The 18,816-nt window shown below is 41.6% G+C and carries 18 protein-coding genes and 2 pseudogenes; 1 reads left to right on the forward strand and 19 read right to left on the reverse strand.

Going from position 1 to position 18,816, the window contains the following annotated elements; translation table 11 throughout:
- Positions 1–25: 25 nt before the first annotated feature.
- The 16 genes and pseudogenes from ACOBWA_RS09340 to ACOBWA_RS09415 form a co-directional block, all read right to left on the reverse strand.
- Positions 26–172: a hypothetical protein gene (locus ACOBWA_RS09340; RefSeq protein ID WP_420229178.1), complete on the reverse strand. Its 147-nt coding sequence runs from the start codon at positions 170–172 to the stop codon at positions 26–28.
- 215 nt (positions 173–387) lie between these two features.
- Entirely contained in the window at positions 388–768 is a 381-nt protein-coding gene (locus ACOBWA_RS09345) for a polysaccharide biosynthesis protein (RefSeq protein WP_420229179.1), read from the reverse strand.
- Entirely contained in the window at positions 768–1,160 is a 393-nt protein-coding gene (locus tag ACOBWA_RS09350) for a polysaccharide biosynthesis protein (protein ID WP_420229180.1), read from the reverse strand. Before ACOBWA_RS09350 ends, ACOBWA_RS09345 begins: the two co-directional genes overlap by 1 nt.
- Positions 1,161–1,773: 613 nt before the next feature.
- A pseudogene (locus tag ACOBWA_RS09355) lies at positions 1,774–2,827 on the reverse strand (UDP-N-acetylglucosamine 4,6-dehydratase family protein).
- Between the two features lie 167 nt (positions 2,828–2,994).
- Entirely contained in the window at positions 2,995–3,666 is a 672-nt protein-coding gene (locus ACOBWA_RS09360) for a nucleoside-diphosphate sugar epimerase/dehydratase (protein WP_420229181.1), read from the reverse strand.
- Positions 3,667–3,719: 53 nt separating this feature from the next.
- Positions 3,720–4,916: a polysaccharide biosynthesis tyrosine autokinase gene (locus ACOBWA_RS09365; RefSeq protein ID WP_420229182.1), complete on the reverse strand. Its 1,197-nt coding sequence runs from the start codon at positions 4,914–4,916 to the stop codon at positions 3,720–3,722.
- Between the two features lie 26 nt (positions 4,917–4,942).
- Positions 4,943–5,680, reverse strand: a complete 738-nt coding sequence (locus ACOBWA_RS09370) for a hypothetical protein (RefSeq protein ID WP_420229183.1) — start codon at positions 5,678–5,680, stop codon at positions 4,943–4,945.
- A gap of 74 nt (positions 5,681–5,754) precedes the next feature.
- Positions 5,755–5,982 carry a Wzz/FepE/Etk N-terminal domain-containing protein gene (locus ACOBWA_RS09375; protein WP_420229184.1) on the reverse strand — a complete coding sequence of 76 codons (228 nt, stop codon included), beginning with the start codon at positions 5,980–5,982 and terminating at the stop codon, positions 5,755–5,757.
- Between the two features lie 45 nt (positions 5,983–6,027).
- Positions 6,028–6,459, reverse strand: a complete 432-nt coding sequence (locus tag ACOBWA_RS09380; RefSeq protein WP_420229185.1) for a low molecular weight protein-tyrosine-phosphatase — start codon at positions 6,457–6,459, stop codon at positions 6,028–6,030.
- 12 nt (positions 6,460–6,471) lie between these two features.
- On the reverse strand, positions 6,472–7,587 hold the full coding sequence (locus ACOBWA_RS09385; RefSeq protein ID WP_420229186.1) for a polysaccharide biosynthesis/export family protein: 1,116 nt from the start codon (positions 7,585–7,587) through the stop codon (positions 6,472–6,474).
- Positions 7,588–8,066: 479 nt separating this feature from the next.
- Positions 8,067–8,282: a hypothetical protein gene (locus ACOBWA_RS09390; protein WP_420229187.1), complete on the reverse strand. Its 216-nt coding sequence runs from the start codon at positions 8,280–8,282 to the stop codon at positions 8,067–8,069.
- Between the two features lie 5 nt (positions 8,283–8,287).
- Positions 8,288–8,770 carry a hypothetical protein gene (locus ACOBWA_RS09395; protein WP_420229188.1) on the reverse strand — a complete coding sequence of 161 codons (483 nt, stop codon included), beginning with the start codon at positions 8,768–8,770 and terminating at the stop codon, positions 8,288–8,290.
- Between the two features lie 296 nt (positions 8,771–9,066).
- Complete coding sequence (locus ACOBWA_RS09400; RefSeq protein ID WP_420229189.1) at positions 9,067–10,206, reverse strand: CaiB/BaiF CoA transferase family protein; 1,140 nt, start codon at positions 10,204–10,206, stop codon at positions 9,067–9,069.
- Positions 10,199–12,382 (reverse strand): annotated as a pseudogene (locus tag ACOBWA_RS09405) (3-hydroxyacyl-CoA dehydrogenase NAD-binding domain-containing protein). The gene ACOBWA_RS09400 and the pseudogene ACOBWA_RS09405 overlap by 8 nt, the downstream one beginning before the upstream one ends.
- A gap of 75 nt (positions 12,383–12,457) precedes the next feature.
- A complete protein-coding gene (locus tag ACOBWA_RS09410; RefSeq protein WP_420229190.1) occupies positions 12,458–13,666 on the reverse strand; it encodes an acetyl-CoA C-acetyltransferase in 1,209 nt (402 codons plus the stop codon).
- A 56-nt stretch (positions 13,667–13,722) separates the two neighbouring features.
- Entirely contained in the window at positions 13,723–14,874 is a 1,152-nt protein-coding gene (locus ACOBWA_RS09415; protein ID WP_420229191.1) for an acyl-CoA dehydrogenase family protein, read from the reverse strand.
- A gap of 273 nt (positions 14,875–15,147) precedes the next feature.
- Between ACOBWA_RS09415 and ACOBWA_RS09420 the strand changes: the two genes are divergently transcribed.
- Positions 15,148–15,786 carry a TetR/AcrR family transcriptional regulator gene (locus ACOBWA_RS09420; protein WP_420229192.1) on the forward strand — a complete coding sequence of 213 codons (639 nt, stop codon included), beginning with the start codon at positions 15,148–15,150 and terminating at the stop codon, positions 15,784–15,786.
- Between the two features lie 170 nt (positions 15,787–15,956).
- Here the strand turns inward: ACOBWA_RS09420 and ACOBWA_RS09425 are convergent, their stop codons facing one another.
- The 3 genes from ACOBWA_RS09425 to ACOBWA_RS09435 all read right to left on the reverse strand — a co-directional run bounded on the left by ACOBWA_RS09425 (position 15,957) and on the right by ACOBWA_RS09435 (position 18,693).
- Positions 15,957–16,592 (reverse strand): hypothetical protein, encoded by a 636-nt coding sequence (locus ACOBWA_RS09425; RefSeq protein ID WP_420229193.1) that lies wholly within the window; start codon positions 16,590–16,592, stop codon positions 15,957–15,959.
- Between the two features lie 405 nt (positions 16,593–16,997).
- Positions 16,998–17,981, reverse strand: a complete 984-nt coding sequence (locus tag ACOBWA_RS09430; protein ID WP_420229194.1) for an MDR family oxidoreductase — start codon at positions 17,979–17,981, stop codon at positions 16,998–17,000.
- A 121-nt stretch (positions 17,982–18,102) separates the two neighbouring features.
- The gene (locus ACOBWA_RS09435) at positions 18,103–18,693 is read right to left on the reverse strand and encodes a TetR family transcriptional regulator C-terminal domain-containing protein (RefSeq protein ID WP_420229195.1); all 591 of its coding nucleotides are present in this window, start codon (positions 18,691–18,693) and stop codon (positions 18,103–18,105) included.
- Positions 18,694–18,816 lie beyond the last annotated feature (123 nt).

Genomic DNA, 18,816 nt, shown 5'->3' on the forward strand with positions numbered 1-18,816 from the left:
GTCTCTTTATGACCAAAATCTGGAATCATTTTGAAAATAGATCGACAATAGACTGTTTCTCCCAAGCACGTCTGTCTCTCATAGCTTGAATACTGGTTTCGAACTCTGCAAGTAAGGTAGGTTCAAATATAGCTTCATTTTTAATGACACCTAGGTTGTTAAATCGCTGCATATCCAACACTTCATTATCGGTAAAGAATTCTTCGAAATCTTTTTCGCCAGTAGTATCGCTACCTGTGAATAAACAGGGCCATTTGCCTTGTTCGGGAAGCGTTTTAGCAAGTTCGCGTGCCTCATCCTCATTACTACATAATACTGGTTCATAGCCTTTTTGTTCTAAGTACTTGATAGCAATATCTGCAAAAGAAATCAGATGAAGGTTTTCGCTTAACTTGGGAAGAAAATGTCTCTATTTTCACCAAAGATACAAGACATTAGACATAATTCACCAGACTCCTGAGGGGTCACGAAATATCTTTTAATGTCATTAGGCGCAACAATGGGTTGGCGTTTTTCAATACGTTGATTAAAGCTATGTAATAAGGATCCATCAGAGAATGCTACATTAGCAAAACGAGCCGTAGAGATATCGATTTCTAGACTACGACGCATTAGAAACATTTCCATAATACGTTTTGAGGCGCCCATCATATTGACTGGGTTAGCTGCTTTATCTGTGGAAACACAAAAGTATTTTTTAACACCACTTTCTATAGACTGCTGCAGTGTTTTATCAGTATTAAAGATATTAACATCAATCATACGCATTAAGGTATAAGGATCTTTTCACTGCGAACATGTTTTAAGGCTGATAAGTTTAATACATAATCAAACTGACCATCAGCTTTAATAAAAGCATCATACTCAACTGAACCTATATCCAGTGCAAAAGTCTGAAAGTCACCATCGATGTAGCCAAATGAACTGCGAATATCACGAACCAACTCAGCCAAGTTGTTTTCACTAACATCGACAACATGCAGCTTTTTTGGATTGCGCTTAAAAATTTCTTTAGTAACTGCCTGACCGATAGTTCCAGCGCCACCTATAACTAAAAATTTAGAAGTAGATACAGTTTTATATAATTCTTGTTGCTTATTTTGTATATCGGTAGTAAACAGCTCTTTCTCCCTACCGGTTAGTTTTAGTATTGAGTTCATAATGACCTTGTTTGATTTTTAGAAATAACTAATGGTATTAAGGCGCGTCCTTATTTTAAAAATGGTGATAAAAATTAGATGAATTGCCATGAAGCAAGAAAAATAACGCCGATAATATCGAGATATTAGCTAGTTATTTGATGCTGTTTGGAGAATCTAACCATTTTTAAACTATTTATATGACTGTCGATTCAATTGAGGACACGCCCTAGATGATGCTCATTTTAAGTTTATATCGTTGATAAAAATCTGATAACTATACATATAAATAATGTGATTACTGCAAATACTATATGAATAACTCGAATTAATAAGACTAAACTCAAACCACTTGATTCAATAAAAGTATCTGAAAACAAGTTTTTTTAAAAACTATGTATTATGTTCTATTAACTGCATTCTTGAAAACTTAGAAATAATGCTAATCATCATACTATCTTACCTACTTCTGCATATTGCTATGCCTATCATCGATACTAATATATGAGAATATATTATATAGTACTAAGCATTCTTATTATCTAATTTAGTAATAGGTTTCAAATTATTATTAGATGTCGCTGACTGATATCCTACTACAAACTCTTTAAACTGCTGCTTCAGCCAAGGAACATCAAGCTCTTTTTCGCTTTTCATTCAACTCAAACAATACTGACTCTAGCTCATCTAATGGAAAGCTATGCTCTATCGCTTGCATGATTAGGGAATGATCGGTTGTTTTGATATTGTCATCACCGATGATGAGCTCTTCATAGAGTTTTTCACCTGGCCTTAAGCCTGTGAATATAATCTCTATATCACCATTAGGATTATCTATCGTTTTCGTCCTATGCCCACTTAAATGAATCATGCGACGGGCTAAATCGACGATCTTGACGGGTTCACCCATATTTAAAACGAATACTTCACCGCCTTTTGCCATTGCACCTGCTTGGATCACTAGGTTTGCCGCTTCTGGAATAGTCATAAAGTAGCGTGTGACGTCGGGGTGGGTAACTGTGATCGGTTTTCCTTGCTCTATTTGTTTCGTAAAGACAGGTACTACCGAGCCTGATGAGCCAAGTACATTGCCGAAACGCACCATACTGATCACAGTATGATCCGTATTTTTGACTCAGCCCTTGACAGACTAACTCTGCTAAACGCTTAGAAGCTCCCATTATATTGGTAGGCCTGACTGCTTTATCAGTAGAAATAAGTACAAAGGTATCGACCTTTGCTTGTATAGCCGCACGCGCACAGTGATAAGTGCCTTTGCTATTATTAATAACGCCTTCAAAAGGGTTATGCTCTACGATGGGAACGTGTTTGTATGCCGCAGCATGATAAACCGTCTGTATCTGATAAGCGTTAAATACACGCAACAAGGTATCTTCATTAGTCACGTTACCAATAATGGCAACGACTTCAATATTTTCATAATCCTTGTTATTTGCCTTCGTCGCGGTCAGCTCTTGATCTATAGTATAAAGCGCGTATTCAGAGAGTTCATATAGCACTATGCATTTGGGCTTGTTTTTAATAATTTGACGACACAACTCACTACCTATAGAGCCGCCAGCGCCAGTAACCAGTACACTTTTACCCATTATATTACGCTGTAAAAGCTCAATATCTGGCTCAACCGTTTGCCGATTCAGTACGTCTAAGATATCGACTCTGCGCATACTACTAACCGTTACTTTTTCCTCAGCGATCTCTTCCAAACTAGGCAACTCTTTAATTTTAATAGAAATACCTTCCAGTTTATCGATAATCTGGCGTTTGCGCGCACGACTAATTGAAGGAATCGCTAAAAACACTTGAGCTACATCTAATTTACCCACTAATCTAATTAAATCAGATGCGGCATGGATTTTTTATCGAGTAAGTAAGCGCCTGTTAGCTGTGGATCGTCGTCAACATAAGCCACTACATTATATTTATGAGAGTTCTTTAAGCCTTCTGATAGCTCTCGACCGGCCTCTCCTGCACCATAAATAATCACATTATCATAATCATTATCGTCTATATCACGCTTTTGATTTTTTCCCTGTGCGCGAGTCAATAACTCACGGATAGTCAGTCTGCTATTCCACAACCATATAAAGAATAGAAATAAAAATATAATAGGTACAGAGCGTGGCATATATGGAAAGACATCAAAAGAGATAATGACTTCATATAAGACAATCAGCAAAAAAAATAACTGCGAAACATTTGCCATGACGGCATCAAAGAAACCTCTAGCCACACCTTTATAAAACCCTATTGCATATAACCCTATGATAGGGATAATGGCATAACAGCATAGTGCCAATAGGCCGATATGGTTACCAAGATAACCATGCCGTAATGATAAGGCCAGAAATAAACAAATCAAAGACAATACAAGATCTGTACTAAGCAAAACGGCACGCTTAACACTACGAGGTAACGACAACAAGTATTCAGCTATACGTTGTAACCAACCATTTTTACTGTTCAATGATTGGCACATATTTTTTGGTTCTGACTTTATGAACATAACACACAACTACTTAAAGGGGATTAATTTAGGTAAGAACTCTAAACAGCTAATCATTTATTATTACCATAAGCATAACTATAGTGGTAACTATATTTACTCATAAGACCTTGTTGTACATCGTTGAGAATGATACCGTCGACCTTTATATTGGCCTTATTCATCTGATTAACAGCATAAACCAACTGTCCTTCTATCGAGTCATCGTATCTTGTGACCATTAACACTTTATCAGCATGCTGTGCTAATATCATGGCGTCAGCAGCAGCCAATATTGGCGGTGAGTCCATAATAATATAATCATAATGCGGGTTTAATTCTATCATTAAATGATCAAAACTGCCATTAGCCAATAATGAGGCGGGATTACGTGGATGCAGACCTCTTGGCATAAAGTCAATATTATCTACACCTGTAGGATGAATAAAGCTTGCTAGATAATCAGGCTCATTGACTTTATTCACTGTTGAGACTTGTAATTTGTTATTTGATAAATGAGTTGTATCTTGTGATAAATAATCTGCCAAACCATTATCTTGACTCACACTAAAGGTTTTGTGTAACTCACCCAAGCGCATATCAGCATCCATAACAAGCACCTTTTTATCCAACTGGGCAAATACTTCAGTTAAATTAGAAGAGATAAAAGACTTACCCACACCCGGGCTTTCACCCGTAATGAGGATAACTTTGGCACGCTGACCTGCGCGCCCTTGTACCGGCATACCAAACATCAAATTTGTTCTTAAGCTTTTAATGGCCTCGTAGCTCAGACTATTACTATCCACGTAAGCCAATAACCTATTAGGGGCTTTCTTATTTTTTCTCAGTCTTGTTAGGAGCGGAGATCGTGGGATAGTCGCTACTACAGGAACGCCTGTTTTGGCTTCAATACGCTCAGGATCTTTAACGACATTTCTTAGCATATTTTTAAGCAGTACTAGCATCGTGCCGAGCATACCTCCCAACAACATGGCTAGTATCATAATTTGTAATTTTTTCGGTGCAATCGCTCGATAAGTACTAATAGGTAAATCAATAATACGTGCGAAACCAATCTGACCGGCTTTAACAATTTTTAGCTGCTCATAATTTTTGAGTAGAGTTAAATAAATCTCTCGATTGATCGTACTATCAGCGGATAGCTGCAAAAACTCTCTTTGTATCTCAGGTAAACCAGCAATCGTATTGTCTATCTCATTTTTTCTATCATTAAGTACTGCCAGTTGCTCATTGATTTGGAGGACCAATGGGTGTTCTTCAGTATAATAAGTGGTTAAATCCGCTTTTTGAGTTTTAACTCATTAAGCTGAGCATCGATTTGAGAGTTTTCTGTCAATAACAGCTCTGCCTCTTTACTCACATCAATTGTGCCATACTTCTTCCGGAACTCATTGAATATGGCTTCAGAGTCTTCCAGTTTCTTCTTTAGTGCTGGAATCTGAGTTTCCATAAAACTAATCGTTTTAGTGGTCTCTTCAGAGCCACGAGACTGGTTTTGATCGATATAAGACAAGACGATCTGTTTTAATACCAAGCTAGTTTGCTGCTGATTGGCACCCGTCATAGACAGCTGAATAATCCCAGTTTGTTTGCCTTTTTCCACCACGGATAAGGCACTATTAATCTGCTCAGTGGTTATCTGAAGCGATTGCTTAGTGATATTAACCGAATATCCCTCGACTGGCAGATCGTCAACGGTTATTTGAATCTGACCATCCGTCCCTCTGAATTGATGTGCTTGACCAATTTGACCTTTGAAATCATCAAAGCCATTGCTTAGCACAAACCCTGTTTCAGAGCGCGTCAAGGTAAATGGTTGATTTAGATACTCTTGCGAAACATTAAACTGACTAATTTGTACTTCACCATCCTCAGTTTTAAGAGACACGCCTTCCGGTTTATTAATCTGAGTATCAATACTATTGCTTTTTATTCTATCTAGAGCGCCAATATTTGGATCTGAAAGCTGAATACGTAAATGTAGCAAGTTAACAACTGGTTCTAAAATCATGCGCGATCTTATCAACTCAGCCTCTGCTTGAGCTTTACTGGCTTCTGAACCGATTAGCTCAGAGATGTCTGCACCTAGGGCAGCAACCCCTTAGAGTTCTCTTCAATTTGAATAAGCGCATCTGATTTAAAGGTAGGATTAACATATCTACTATATAAGATCCCTATTACCAAACCTAACACTGCAAAAAGCAAAATTATTTTCCAGCCACGCAAAATAGCAAATAGCAGCGCCATCAAATCAATTTCGTCATTATCTTCTTTAGAAGCTGAGTTTGATACATTTTTTGAATCTGTATTCATAACGGTATGTTCATCACTTAAAGTTAATCGTTTAATAATAGCTATTTAGCTAACTTTATCTGCCCATTGCTCAAGGCTGTCGACAATGTCTTGATGTGCAGTTTCAAAAGCACTCATGTCGTGCTTATAAGGATCAGCAATGTCTTTATTCATCCAATGACCAAGCTTAAAGGTTTTACCACGGCAAAACGGCCACCGCTCTTCAATCCATTTAGTCTGACCGTCTGACATGGTAAAGATAAGATCAGCCTGTTTAGCCAAATCCTCATCGATTTGTTTCGCCACATGATTAGTGATATCAATCTGCTGCGCTATCATGATCTCTAACGCAGCAGGGTCTGCAGGGTGACCGACTAACGCGCCAACACCTGCAGAGTCAATATTTTTATGAGGATAGCGTTGCTTTAACAATGCTTCTGCCATGGGACTGCGGCAGATATTACCCACACAAACCACTAAAATATTATCAAATGCCATAACAACTATTACCTATAATCCTGAAAGGATACTAACTGCAGACGTTGAAGGTAGTATCGCACTAATTACACGATTCCAACGCGTCAAGCCAGTTGGATCAACATAAACGATATCATTAGGCTGCATATCAAAACGATTGGCAAGCGCAAAACTAGTCAGGTTCTGCATATCCACATAGTAAATATCCGTCGCTCGCGTATTTAGATTATCACGGACCACATATATTTTGGCAGCATTGGCCGTACTAGAGTTAAGCCCCTTAGACTCGCCTAATACCTGTGCCAGGCTAATACCTTGTTCTAGAATAGGGACAGGCTCTACTTGCCCAAACTCACCTAATACATATACCTTATTACGATCTTGGCTATTGACGTGAATAGAGTCACTATCTTGCAGATAGATCTGATTAGCAGAGGCACCCATTTGTCTGAGCGACTGTAGACCAATATTGTAACTCGTACCATTGCGATTCAGAACCACGTTATTTGAGTCACCTGTTGGAGTAGCCCCGCCCGCCATAGAGATAGCGCCATATAATGAAACTGGCACATCGGCAATTGCAAACTCACCTGGTTGTTTTACCTCACCATCAATAAAAAACTTATTACCACGATAGTTAACAATCTTCACCTGAGGATCTGAGTATTTCAGATAGCGCTTTAGCTGACTTTGTAAGTTTGCAGTAAACTGCGGCACACTCATACCACTGGCCTTGATACGCCCGATTAACGGGAACTGTACGAAGCCCTGCTGATCGACTGGGAAACCTAAAGCATATGGGTTTGCAGTATTACTACTGTTCGTTAATGGTGGGGCGATTTCTGGATAACCGACAAGAGTGATGCCTAAGATATCCCCTTTGGTAATACGATATTCTACTTGACCAGAGTTTCTGATTAAACGTGCTAAGTCATTACTAGGAACAAAGGCCTTTTTCGCTGGCAGAGTTGCTAGATTAAGAGGTTGAACATTGAACTGTATACCGTTAGAGGCAACAAATGTTCCACTAGGTGGCAAACTACCAGATTGAAGACCTGAGTTAATGGTCGTCGTAGCACATCCAGTCGACCACAACATCATAAGTATCAAACTTGAGGCACTCAACAATTTAAGAGACTGTCGCATCATATAAACCTTTCAAATCATAGCAACATATCGCGATAAGCAGTAGCTATTAAAAATAATCGTTATGCAAAAAAATGGGCTTCTTTTTGTATAAAGCTTTGTGCAAAAAGAAGCCCATTTTCTGAGAAACCTATTCTAGCATAATTATACGCATCCTATACTCTATTTACAATTAGAGTCAAAGTGTTAATGCTTTAACTTTAACTCTAATTCTTATATCATTATTATTTGTTTAGTTAAAATTAACTGGATGATAAGAATCTTAAGCTCGCAGATGAACTCTAAGAGATTGTTGCTCTATTTTTGAGTCTTCGGCATAGAAATTAACAGTTTCTTTATTCTTATCTGACAGCAGAAAATCCAAAAACATAATATATTAAATACTTAAAAAGCCTCACCATTCATAATACGAGCAGTGAAGCTTTTTTATTTTTAAATCTATTCTTTTGACGTTAGATCACTTTACTAACTTATCTTACTCACTATTCAGCATCATCCAACAGTTTATTAAGCTCGTCCACCATTGGATCGTCAATGATACTGCCTTCTACATAGCTGATTATCTCATCTACAGTCGTCAGATCCATTTCACGAATACCTAAACTGGCCAATTGCGCATTAATAGACTCTAAATTGTCGTTGTCTTCAGCGTCATCTAATAAATCCTCTTCAAATCTACCTCTGACAAACCAATACATTTTTTCTAGTACAGTTTCCTTTTGGTCAGAGTAGAATAACCATCGCCATAAATAAATAAATTAAAATGATAAGGTATTTCTACATCATTGATGAAAAATGTACGTTGGCACTCTAATGTATAGGCTTGAATCTCTTCACTCTCAGCGCTTTCATCACTTTTGTTGTCTTCATCATATTCAATCGCCTCTTCTATCAACTCACCTAATATCTGATAGTCGCCGACTTTAATTTTGTGATTATAAATAATAGCAGAGTGTGCAATTGCATCGAAAATAATTGCACTGACATCTAAGGTATGGTTGTCGATATCATAGAATGCTTTTAACGCTGGCAAAAACTCGGTCAGCTCTTCTTCTGGCACTTGAATGAGAAACTGCTGCTCGTATATTTTAATCATATCTTCAGGAGCATAGGTATTAGCAGTATTAGTCTCGTTTCTACCTGTTGGCTGCAAAGGTAAAAAATTATACGGGTTATGTTTGGTCATTCAGAACTGCCTTTTACTTAAGTTGAATTTATTAAATGTCTGTGTTGCTCAATCTCTAAGAGCCTTTGAACGCGCTACTATTTTTTTAGTGCCGTAAGACTTTAGGATTTATGGGCGTATTGTCTCTTATTCAGACAATTTTAGATAGACAGTTATAAATATACAAGTTCAATCACTCTACTTTAGACAGGCAGTCAGAATAATACAGACTAAAAAGACGATGCTAGCCAGCAGCGGCTTGATATCGCCTTCAAGGATTAATTCAACTTTCACTTTTCTCTAAGACTACTTACATACTAATTCACTTGCTGCCACCCTGATGTTGCACAATGTTCATCTTGATGTGCAAATAAAGGGTGGGCTTTGGCTTCATGTAAACTCAGCACAGGGGTCACACAGACATCTTTTGCTGCAAATACACGTTGCCAATGCTCAAGCGTTTGACTGGCGAATTTTCCCGCGATTGTGTTGGTCGCGGCTTCACTCTCAGGTCTATTGGGCATGATACCAAGCTGCCAGTGTATTGCTTTAAGCGCTGGCAACTCCAATACCTCACATAGCCCTTGCCAAAATTTCAACTCCAAGGAACCAACCGCCATATGCCGCTTATCAGCGGTTTGGTACAATCGATAGCATGGCAATGCACCGCCTAAAAAGTCATGCTGCGGCAGTAGAGTGTCGTTTAAGCCATTTCCTGAAAGGCTATTAATCAGTTTGCCTGTGACCTTTGGCATGACCATATGATTGTACAAACTGTGCGTCATGCTAATAGCAATGTGTCGTCCCCTGCCCGTACGCTGCGCGGCAAATACGGCAGCCAACAGTGCTATCACTGCTGTATCACTACCACCTGCCAAATCTGCAAACTGAATATTGGGCATGGCCTGCTCACCCTGCGCTGTCCTTAGCTGATCTAGTACACCGCTCATAGCCATAAAATTGATATCATGACCTGCCTTATTGGCCCAGTCATGATTCACTTGAGAGCTGTTTTTTGAATCAGCATCTTCTAAATAAGTACCTTCTTTTGTGTAATTGCCTGCTACGCCATAGCCAGTGATTGACACTATTACTAGCTTTGGATTGATGGCATGCAAGGTCTTAGCATCTAGCCCCATTTCTGCCAAGACACCTGGGCGAAAGCTATCTAGCATCACATCAGCTTCTTTAAGATGTGCTTTTATAGCTTCAATCTCTTTGGGATCATGAAAATCATATTTTTCGGTCGTCTTACCGTGGTTTAGAGCTGCGAATAGCTCACCAAACACCCGAGCAGGATCACCTTGTTTGGGTTCGATTTTAAGGACGTCCGCGCCCAAATCTGCTAGCAAACGCGTAGCAAATGGCCCAGGTAGATTACGAGTCAGATCGATCACTCGTAACCCTTGTAGACAGTCCGCCATTTGATCATGATTTGATACATGCATGTCAGTCATCGGAGAACGCCTCGCCTTTGGCTGCCATATCTAACAAGATTTGAGCAGGCTCAAAACGCTCGCCATATTTCGCAGCCAGCTCACGGCTACGCTCAACAAATGCACTCACGCCCATCGCATTGATAAACTGTAGCGTACCACCGTACTGCGGAGCAAATCCCCAGCCAAAGATAGACCCTATATTTGTATCGGCGACCGAGCGCACGACGTTTTCTTCATAGCACCTCGCAGACTCATTGGCTTGAATAAACATCAAGCGATCAACTAAATCCTGCTGTGAGGGTTGCTCTGACTGTGGTGGATATAAGTTGATAAGCTCAGGCCATAAATACTTATTACCGTTTTCTGGATAATCATAAAACCCTTTGCCATTTTTTTGCCTTCGCGCCCATGCTCATTGACCAGCGTCTTTAGTATCTCGTAAGAAGGGCGCACAGTGACAGATTTGCCTTCGGCTGCCATATCCGCCTGCTGTTGCTCGCTGACATGCAATGCGAGACTCAATGACACTTCATCTTGCAATGCTAAGGGCGACATAGGCATGCCCGTTTTTAGTCCAGCGACTTCGATACTACGCGGATGAACACCTTCGCCCAGCATCGCGATGCCCTCTGATACATAAGTGCCAAATACCCGTGAGGTATAAAAACCATGACTGTCATTGACAACGATAGGCGTCTTGCCTATTTGGAGCACATAATCGAACGCTTTGGCGAGCGTTGCATCATCGGTTCGCTCACCTACTATAATCTCAATGAGCGGCATCTTATCTACTGGAGAGAAAAAGTGCAGACCGATGAATTGGTGTGGACGAGTGCTGGCTTTTGCCAGTCCTGTAATAGGTAACGTAGAGGTATTAGACGCATAAATAGCCGTGCTTGGAATCACCGCCTCACTCTGCTGGGTACATTTGGCTTTGATTTCTCGGTTTTCAAATACCGCTTCGATGATGAGATCACAATCAGCCAAATCATCATAAGAAACAGTTGGTGTAATACGTGTTAAGAGCGCTTGTTTTTTCTCTTCGGTAGCACGCTGTCGGCTGATGGCTTTATCCAAAATATTGGTAGAGTACGCTTTGCCTTTTTCAGCATTGGCAATATCTGTGTCCAATAGCACGACATTTATACCGGCTTTGGCAGTGACATAAGCGATGCCTGCACCCATCATGCCAGCGCCTAAGATACCGACTTTTTTAGTGGTTGTGCGTTCAAACTCTTGAGGGCGAGACTGACCTTTTTGATATTGTTGAGCTGCGTCCATAAGGTGTTGATCATGTTTTTTGATTCAGAGGACAGCACACAAGCGGCAAAATAACGCGACTCAATTTCAAGTCCCGTATCGATATCTACCAAGCAACCCTCAAACACACAAGACATAATGTGAGTAATCGCTGGATAGTTGCCGTGTGACTTTTGGTTGGCCATGGCTGGTGCGATGGAGAATATAGGCACTATCTTTGGATGCTTGCTATCACCGCCAGGGATTTTAAAGCCTTTCTTATCCCATGGCTGCTGCACGCTTGGATTGTTTTTAATCCAGTTTTTAGCCTGCTTCAGCATGTCTGCTTGATCGGTGGCTGTCGCATCAATGAGACCGATTTCTTTTGCCGCAGCGACACGTAATTCTTTGCCTTGCGTCATGAGCTCCAGTGCCATTTGAATACCGACCAATCGCGGTAAGCGCTGAGTACCGCCGCCACCAGGTAGCAAGCCTAATTTTACCTCAGGCAAACCAAGCTTGGTCTTCGGCGTGTCAATGACAATACGATAATGACAGGCAAGCGCCAGCTCTAAACCGCCGCCCAGCGCCGTTCCTGTCATAGCAGCGACGACAGGTTTACCTGATGTTTCAAGCTTACGCAAACTACCTTTAATTCTTCAGTCAGTGCAAATGCTTGCTCGGCTGTCTTTATCTGGTTCAATTGATCGATATCTGCGCCAACCACAAAGGTTTCTTTGGCCGATGTAAGAATTAAGCCTGTGACTGCGTCATCATTGATGAAACTATCAACTATCGTGGCGAACGACTCTGTAAAGCCATCACCGATGACATTCATTTTGCGTTTGCTTTGGTCAATCGTGACCGTGACGATACCATCGTCATCACGTTGGGCAGAGAAGTTATCTAGTGCGTTAATGGCTGTTACGCCATCTGCTGTCTGGTTATTTGTCATCATTTTTATCCCTTAAATGATTCTTTGTATATTGCGTTTTAGTCTAATTGGTTTTCAGTCTATTTTAGAGAAAAGTTAAACACGCTCGATAATGGTGGCAATACCCATACCACCACCCACACATAGCGTAATCATAGCGGTCTTTAGGTCGCGTCGTTCTAACTCGTCAAGGACTGTCGTCATCAGCATCGCGCCAGTTGCGCCAAGCGGATGACCCATAGCGATTGCACCACCGTTGACGTTGACGATATCAAGCGAGATGCCAAAATCATCAGCGGTATTCATCGGCACAGCAGCGAAGGCTTCGTTAATTTCCCAAAGGTCTATATCAGAAGCTTGCATGCCCGCTTTATCGAGGGCCTTTTGGCAAGCTGGTGTCGGGCCTGTCAGCATGATAGCAGGCTCTGAGCCAATAACTGAGGCCATCGTGATTTTGGCGCGTGGTTTTAGACCTGCTTTTTGACCAGCTGCCGCGTTACCGACTAAACAAATCGCCGCTCCATCAACGATACCTGAAGAGTTACCCGCATGGTGTACGTGATTCACGGTTTCTATCGTGGTGTATCTGTCCAAGATAACGCTATCAAAGCCCATTTTTCCCGGCATAATAAAAGAAGGTTTTAGCCCAGCTAAGGTCTCAACGTTGGTATCAGGGCGGATGGTTTCATCTTTATCCAACAGCATCATACCGTTGAGGTCGGTTACAGGGACGACAGACTTATCGTAATAGCCCTTCTCCCACGCATGTGCAGCGCGGCGATGCGACTCGGTGGCAAAGGCATCGACATCACTACGACTAAAGCCTTTTAGCGTTGCGATGGTATCTGCACCCACACCTTGTGGCACAAAGTGCGTGGCTTCATTGACGCGCGGATCCATGTACCAAGCACCACCATCTGAGCCCATCGGCACACGGCTCATAGACTCAACACCGCCTGCCACGACCATGTCTTCCATACCTGACATGACTTTGGCCGCTGCTAGGTTGATAGACTCCAGACCAGAGGCACAAAAGCGCGACAAGGTAAGACCTGCCACACTTTGCGCCCAGCCAGCATCAATAGCAGCAATGCGAGCAATATCAGAGCCTTGCTCACCCACTGGCGTCACGCAGCCAAGCACCACATCGTCGACCAAACTGGTATCTAAGTTGTGGCGCTGTTGCATCTCTTTTAATAAGGTGCGTGTAAGCCAAATCGATGATGCCTGATACAACGAACCGTCCTTTTTTCCTTTGCCCCGTGGCGTGCGGATCGCATCATAAATATAAGCAGTCTCAGTCATAAAAGTCCTTTTTTTATTTTTAAATAAACAATCGTTTCAATCAATAAGTAACACGTCTACATAAAGCGTGAAGCCAGTTCCTTCATAATCTCATTGGTACCGCCATAGATTTTTTGCACGCGCGCATCAGCATATAAACGTGCGATAGGATATTCTGTCATATAGCCATAGCCACCAAACAGCTGCACGCATTCGTCGATGACTTCGCACTGTTTTTCGGTAACCCAGTATTTGATTAATGAGGCATGCGGTACTGATAATTTACCCTCAAGCATCGCATCTACTGCCGCATCACACATGGTACTGGCAGCAAGATAATCGGCATAGCATTCCGCCATCTTAAAGCGCGTATTTTGAAACTTCCAAATAGGTTTGCCAAAGGCTTCGCGCCCTTTTACGTAATCTAAGGTTAAGTTGATCGCTAACTTCATTGAACCGACCCCTGATAGCGCAATGATTAAACGCTCACGCGGCAACTCCTGCATCATCTGGATAAAGCCCATACCTTCTACCGTGCCCAATAGGTTGGTTTGTGGTACACGGACATTGCTAAAGAAGAGCTCTGAGGTATCTTGAGAGGTCAGACCAATTTTATCGAGATTGCGTCCGCGCTCAAACCCTTCTACTTTGTCCGTTTCTACGATGATAAGTGAGACGCCTTGTGCGCCTTTTTCACGGTCTGTTTTGCATGCTAACAAGATAAGATTGGCGTGCTGACCATTGGTGATAAAAGTCTTAGAGCCATTAATAATGTAGTCATCACCGTCTTTTACTGCATAGGTTTTGATGTTTTGTAGGTCGGAGCCAGTGCCAGGCTCGGTCATGGCGATAGCACCAATATATTCGCCCGTTGCCATTTTGGGTAGCCACGCTTGTTTTTGCTCTTCAGTACCGTGGTCTAAAATATAAGGCGCGACAATGCCTGAATGCACCATACCGCCAAATCCCGATTGATTGGCTTCGGTCTGTGCGTAGATAAGCGCCGCTTCATGACCGAAGTCGCCGCCGCCGCCGCCATATGCAGCTGGTATCGCCGCACACAAAAACCCCATCTCGCCCGCCTCTTCCCACGCAGCACGATCGATCATGCCGTTTTTGCGCCACTGCTCATCTTTAGAATCCCAAGATTGAAACATTTTCAAGGCGCTGTCATACACCATCTGATGTTCTTCGGTCATCCAGTTTGGGGTGAATTTTTCGATACTCATGATGTCTATCCTTGACAATATTGTATGAATAACAGCTATATCTAAGTCCTTCTTAGAAGTTATGGTAATATATATTACCTTTATAGATATGCGATAAATTCTTTGTATTTATTAACATACGAGTCTTATACTAGGCTATGAAAAACCACTTCGCAATCCACTAGGTAAAAATGGTAATTCAAATTACTCATTAATTTAATGATGAGAATTAGTCAGCAATTTATTCAATTGGTAGGACATATTAAATAGCCAATACTTTAAGAAGCGATAAATATGAAAACCTTTAATCAGTCAGATAGCCTCACGCAAACTCGATCTCTAGCGCCCTTATCCGATATGCGGCCCGCAACTTTGGATAAAATTGAGCAAGCCGTTCGTAAGGTCTTTGCAGGATTTGATGCTAATGAGGTAACGATGGCGCAGATTGCAAAGTCTGCAAACGTCTCTTTGCAAACGCTCTACAAGTACTTCGGGGACAAGCAAACGCTGTTTTATACCATTATGGATATTGTGCTTGGCAGATTGGCCGCTAGAATTATGGATCATCTGCAAGGGATTGATAGCGTACAAGATCGTCTACGTAAGACGCTGTGGGTCTGCTTTGATTTTGTCGACTCGCATCCAGATGCGGTGATGGTGCTATCTTCTGTCTCAGCCTCGCGGATACGTAATATCGCAATCTATGAAAACAAAGAGCTAATTGGCGCGTTTTTAGCGGTATTAGAAGATGGACAAAATCGTGGGGTGCTCAATGACACTGTCCCACTGCACATACTCTTCGATGTGTTTATGGGCTTTATCAGTCGCCTTGGTTTAATGCATACCATTCGCCAAACGGAAACACCGTTAAATGCAGAGTTTGACGCGCTATTTGCGATTTTATGGCGCGCCATCTCTAAACCTGAAGCTTAAAATGAATTTTATAAAACTGATATTTAGCAGTGTTCGACTCTTACAAGAAAACATAACGTAAAACCCAAAAAGCCCCACGATAAAGTGAGGCTTTTTTATATTTTTTTAGTCAATTTGATTATTCAATCAATGCAATTAACAGCTTGTGCTGTTTATACGCTCAAAGCTTTTTAGATACTGCTAGATTTTGGCAATCCATACTCTGCATGGTCGACCACATGGTTGTTTTGTTCAATAGTCAGTCGATAGCCTTTGATAATACCGTCGTATGGCAAACTGCCTTCATACTGCTGATAATGCTCGCAGATGCTGTCTTGAATCACTGATTTACGTACAGCATCGTCTAATTTGGCAAAGCCGCTAGGCAAATGTACTTGCGCAAAACGTGAAGCCGCGCCACGAGACATCCAATTATCAGCACTCGTAAATGTAAAATCTACTTCCGCTCTTAAGCTATATATGGGTAACGTATTAGAATAATTTGCCAAGTCATATTTAATCTGCGCAATATCTTCTGCAAATGGCTGATACGGTATCTCAAGCACAGCAAACAATTTTGCCAAAAACTCATCAGCGGTAAAGTATTTATCCATATAGCTACCATCAAGCCCAAGGAATTTGCTCGACAGTACATGGCGCAGGCGGTCATAGGCAGGTATGGTATGTTTAAGAGGATAGCCCATTTGCTTGACGATATCTTGCGGACGCAGCTCAAGCGACTCTATTTGATTGATAATATATTGCGCTAGAGAATGGCGTGGGTGATAACGACGGGTATATTTAGATGGGTTAGCAATGTGGCTCATGATATTGAACACCTTAGACTCCTGTAACTCCGACGAAAAAGTATGATATACGCCCAAATAGGCAAAAAATCAGGCACAAATGAGGTTGTCGGAGTACAGGCTCATGCGCTTTACCAGAGTTGTTTTATATCGTGCTGGAAGTTGCAAGGTTTGTCACGCCGCCATTAGACTATTGTCATGGTCGGCGATAACAAAACTGTTAAACCCACGATAGTTCGTTCAACGATGATAGCACATCAGATGACAAAAAATAAATACCGATATTTGTGACCGTTTGTGAATAATTCTTTTTCACTTTGCGTATTCAATCTTAGACGTTTCGATGCACCATTTGTTCATGTATTAAAAAGAGGTTCAATATCGAAACTTTAATGTTGAAGTATTAAAAATTAACACAATTGACGCTTAACGATTGACGTCAACGACTATTCGACCACGAACTTTACCATCCAACAATTCACTTGCTGTCGGAATGACTTCGCTTAGACCAATCTCTCTGGTGATTGCATCTAATTGCGTCATATCCAAGCTTGTGCTCAAACGCTGCCATGCTTCTACACGCTCATCATAAGGTCGCGTCACGCTATTAATACCAAGCAAACTGACACCGCGTAAAATAAATGGCGCAACAGTAGCAGGGAAATCCATGCCTTGAGCCAGTCCACAAGTAGCGACTAAACCATCCTCACAGGTACTGGCACAAACGTTGGCCAGTGTATGACTACCAACAGAATCAATTGCGGCTGCCCATCTCTCTTTTCCAAGTGTGCGTCCCGGACTACTTAATTCAGCACGGTCTATGATCGTCGTTGCACCAAGGCTCTTTAAGTATTCGGCTTCTTCCAGACGTCCCGTAGAGGCAGTTACAGAGTAACCTTGGTTTGCCAAAAGTGCGATGGCAAAGCTACCAACACCGCCATTAGCACCAGTCACCAATACTTCGCCATGCTCTGGTGTGAGTCCATGACGCTCTAATGCGATTAAGCAAAGCATTGCGGTATATCCTGCTGTACCTATCGCCATTGCTTGACGTTCAGTCATCGATTCAGGGAGCGGGATAAGCCAGTCACCGTTTAATCGCGCTTTTTGTGATAAACCGCCCCAATACGTCTCACCCACGCTCCAACCGTTTAACAACACTTTGTCGCCAGCTTTGTAGCGGGGATGGCTGCTTGTTTCGACGGTGCCCGCTAGATCAATCCCTGGAACCATGGGGAATGTGCGTACCACAGGACTACGGCCAGTAATGGCTAATCCGTCCTTGTAATTAAGCGTGCTAAATGCCACACGAACCGTGACATCCCCTTCTGGCAATTGCGTATCCTGTATCTCAGTCAGATTAGACTGATAAACATCATCATTTTTTTCAATTAATATTGCATTAAACATAGTAGCTCCTATTTAGACCAATCGTCTATAAATGAGTAAAAAATAATTTAGACCGGTCGTCTAAAAATATATATAAAAAATTACTTCTGTATTCCTGCTACAAAACCTCGGAAAAAAGTATCTAATGGACCAACATCTTGCACCAACTTAGCACGCAAAACCGCACCTTCCCAACCAATCCAAAAAAAGCAGCAAGCTCATCACAATCACTATCAGAAGGTATTTGTCCTTGTTGTACTGCCAGACGCAAGCAAGCCGCTAAACGTTTTTGCCAATCAAGTAATATACCTTCTAACTCACAGCGAAAACTCTCAGGCAACACGACAATCTCTTGACCCAAGTTACCTACCAAACAGCCGCGTCGAAATTCATGCTTAATCATTCCTGACTTAGCATCTTCAACAAAGTCACTAATACGCTGTATGGGAGATACTTGCTCATTCAGAAAACAATGATCTAGCTTTCGAGCAAAATACAACGCGTACTGCCGCAACACTTCCTGTCCAAATGCTTCTTTGTTTTTGAAATAATTGTAGAAAGAACCTTTAGGCACGTTGATGCGTTTGAGTATGACATCGATACCAGTGGTCGCAAAGCCTTGCTCTGTCAACATCTCCATCCCAGATCTCAAAAGAGCCTCACGGGTATCCGTAAACTCGCGTTCAACATTGGGTGGACGCCCTCGACGGGCTTTTGGCTTAGTAATTGTCATTCGTAGATATTATGACCGATCGTCTTTAATGTCAATCAATTATTTTAAGCGGTTTATTTATCCATCAGTTGCTCTGTTTTTTGACTGTACTCGCTATCAGTCTTCACCATGATATGTTGCCTC

This window comes from Psychrobacter sp. ER1 (assembly GCF_048631835.1).
Taxonomy (GTDB): Bacteria; Pseudomonadota; Gammaproteobacteria; order Pseudomonadales; family Moraxellaceae; genus Psychrobacter.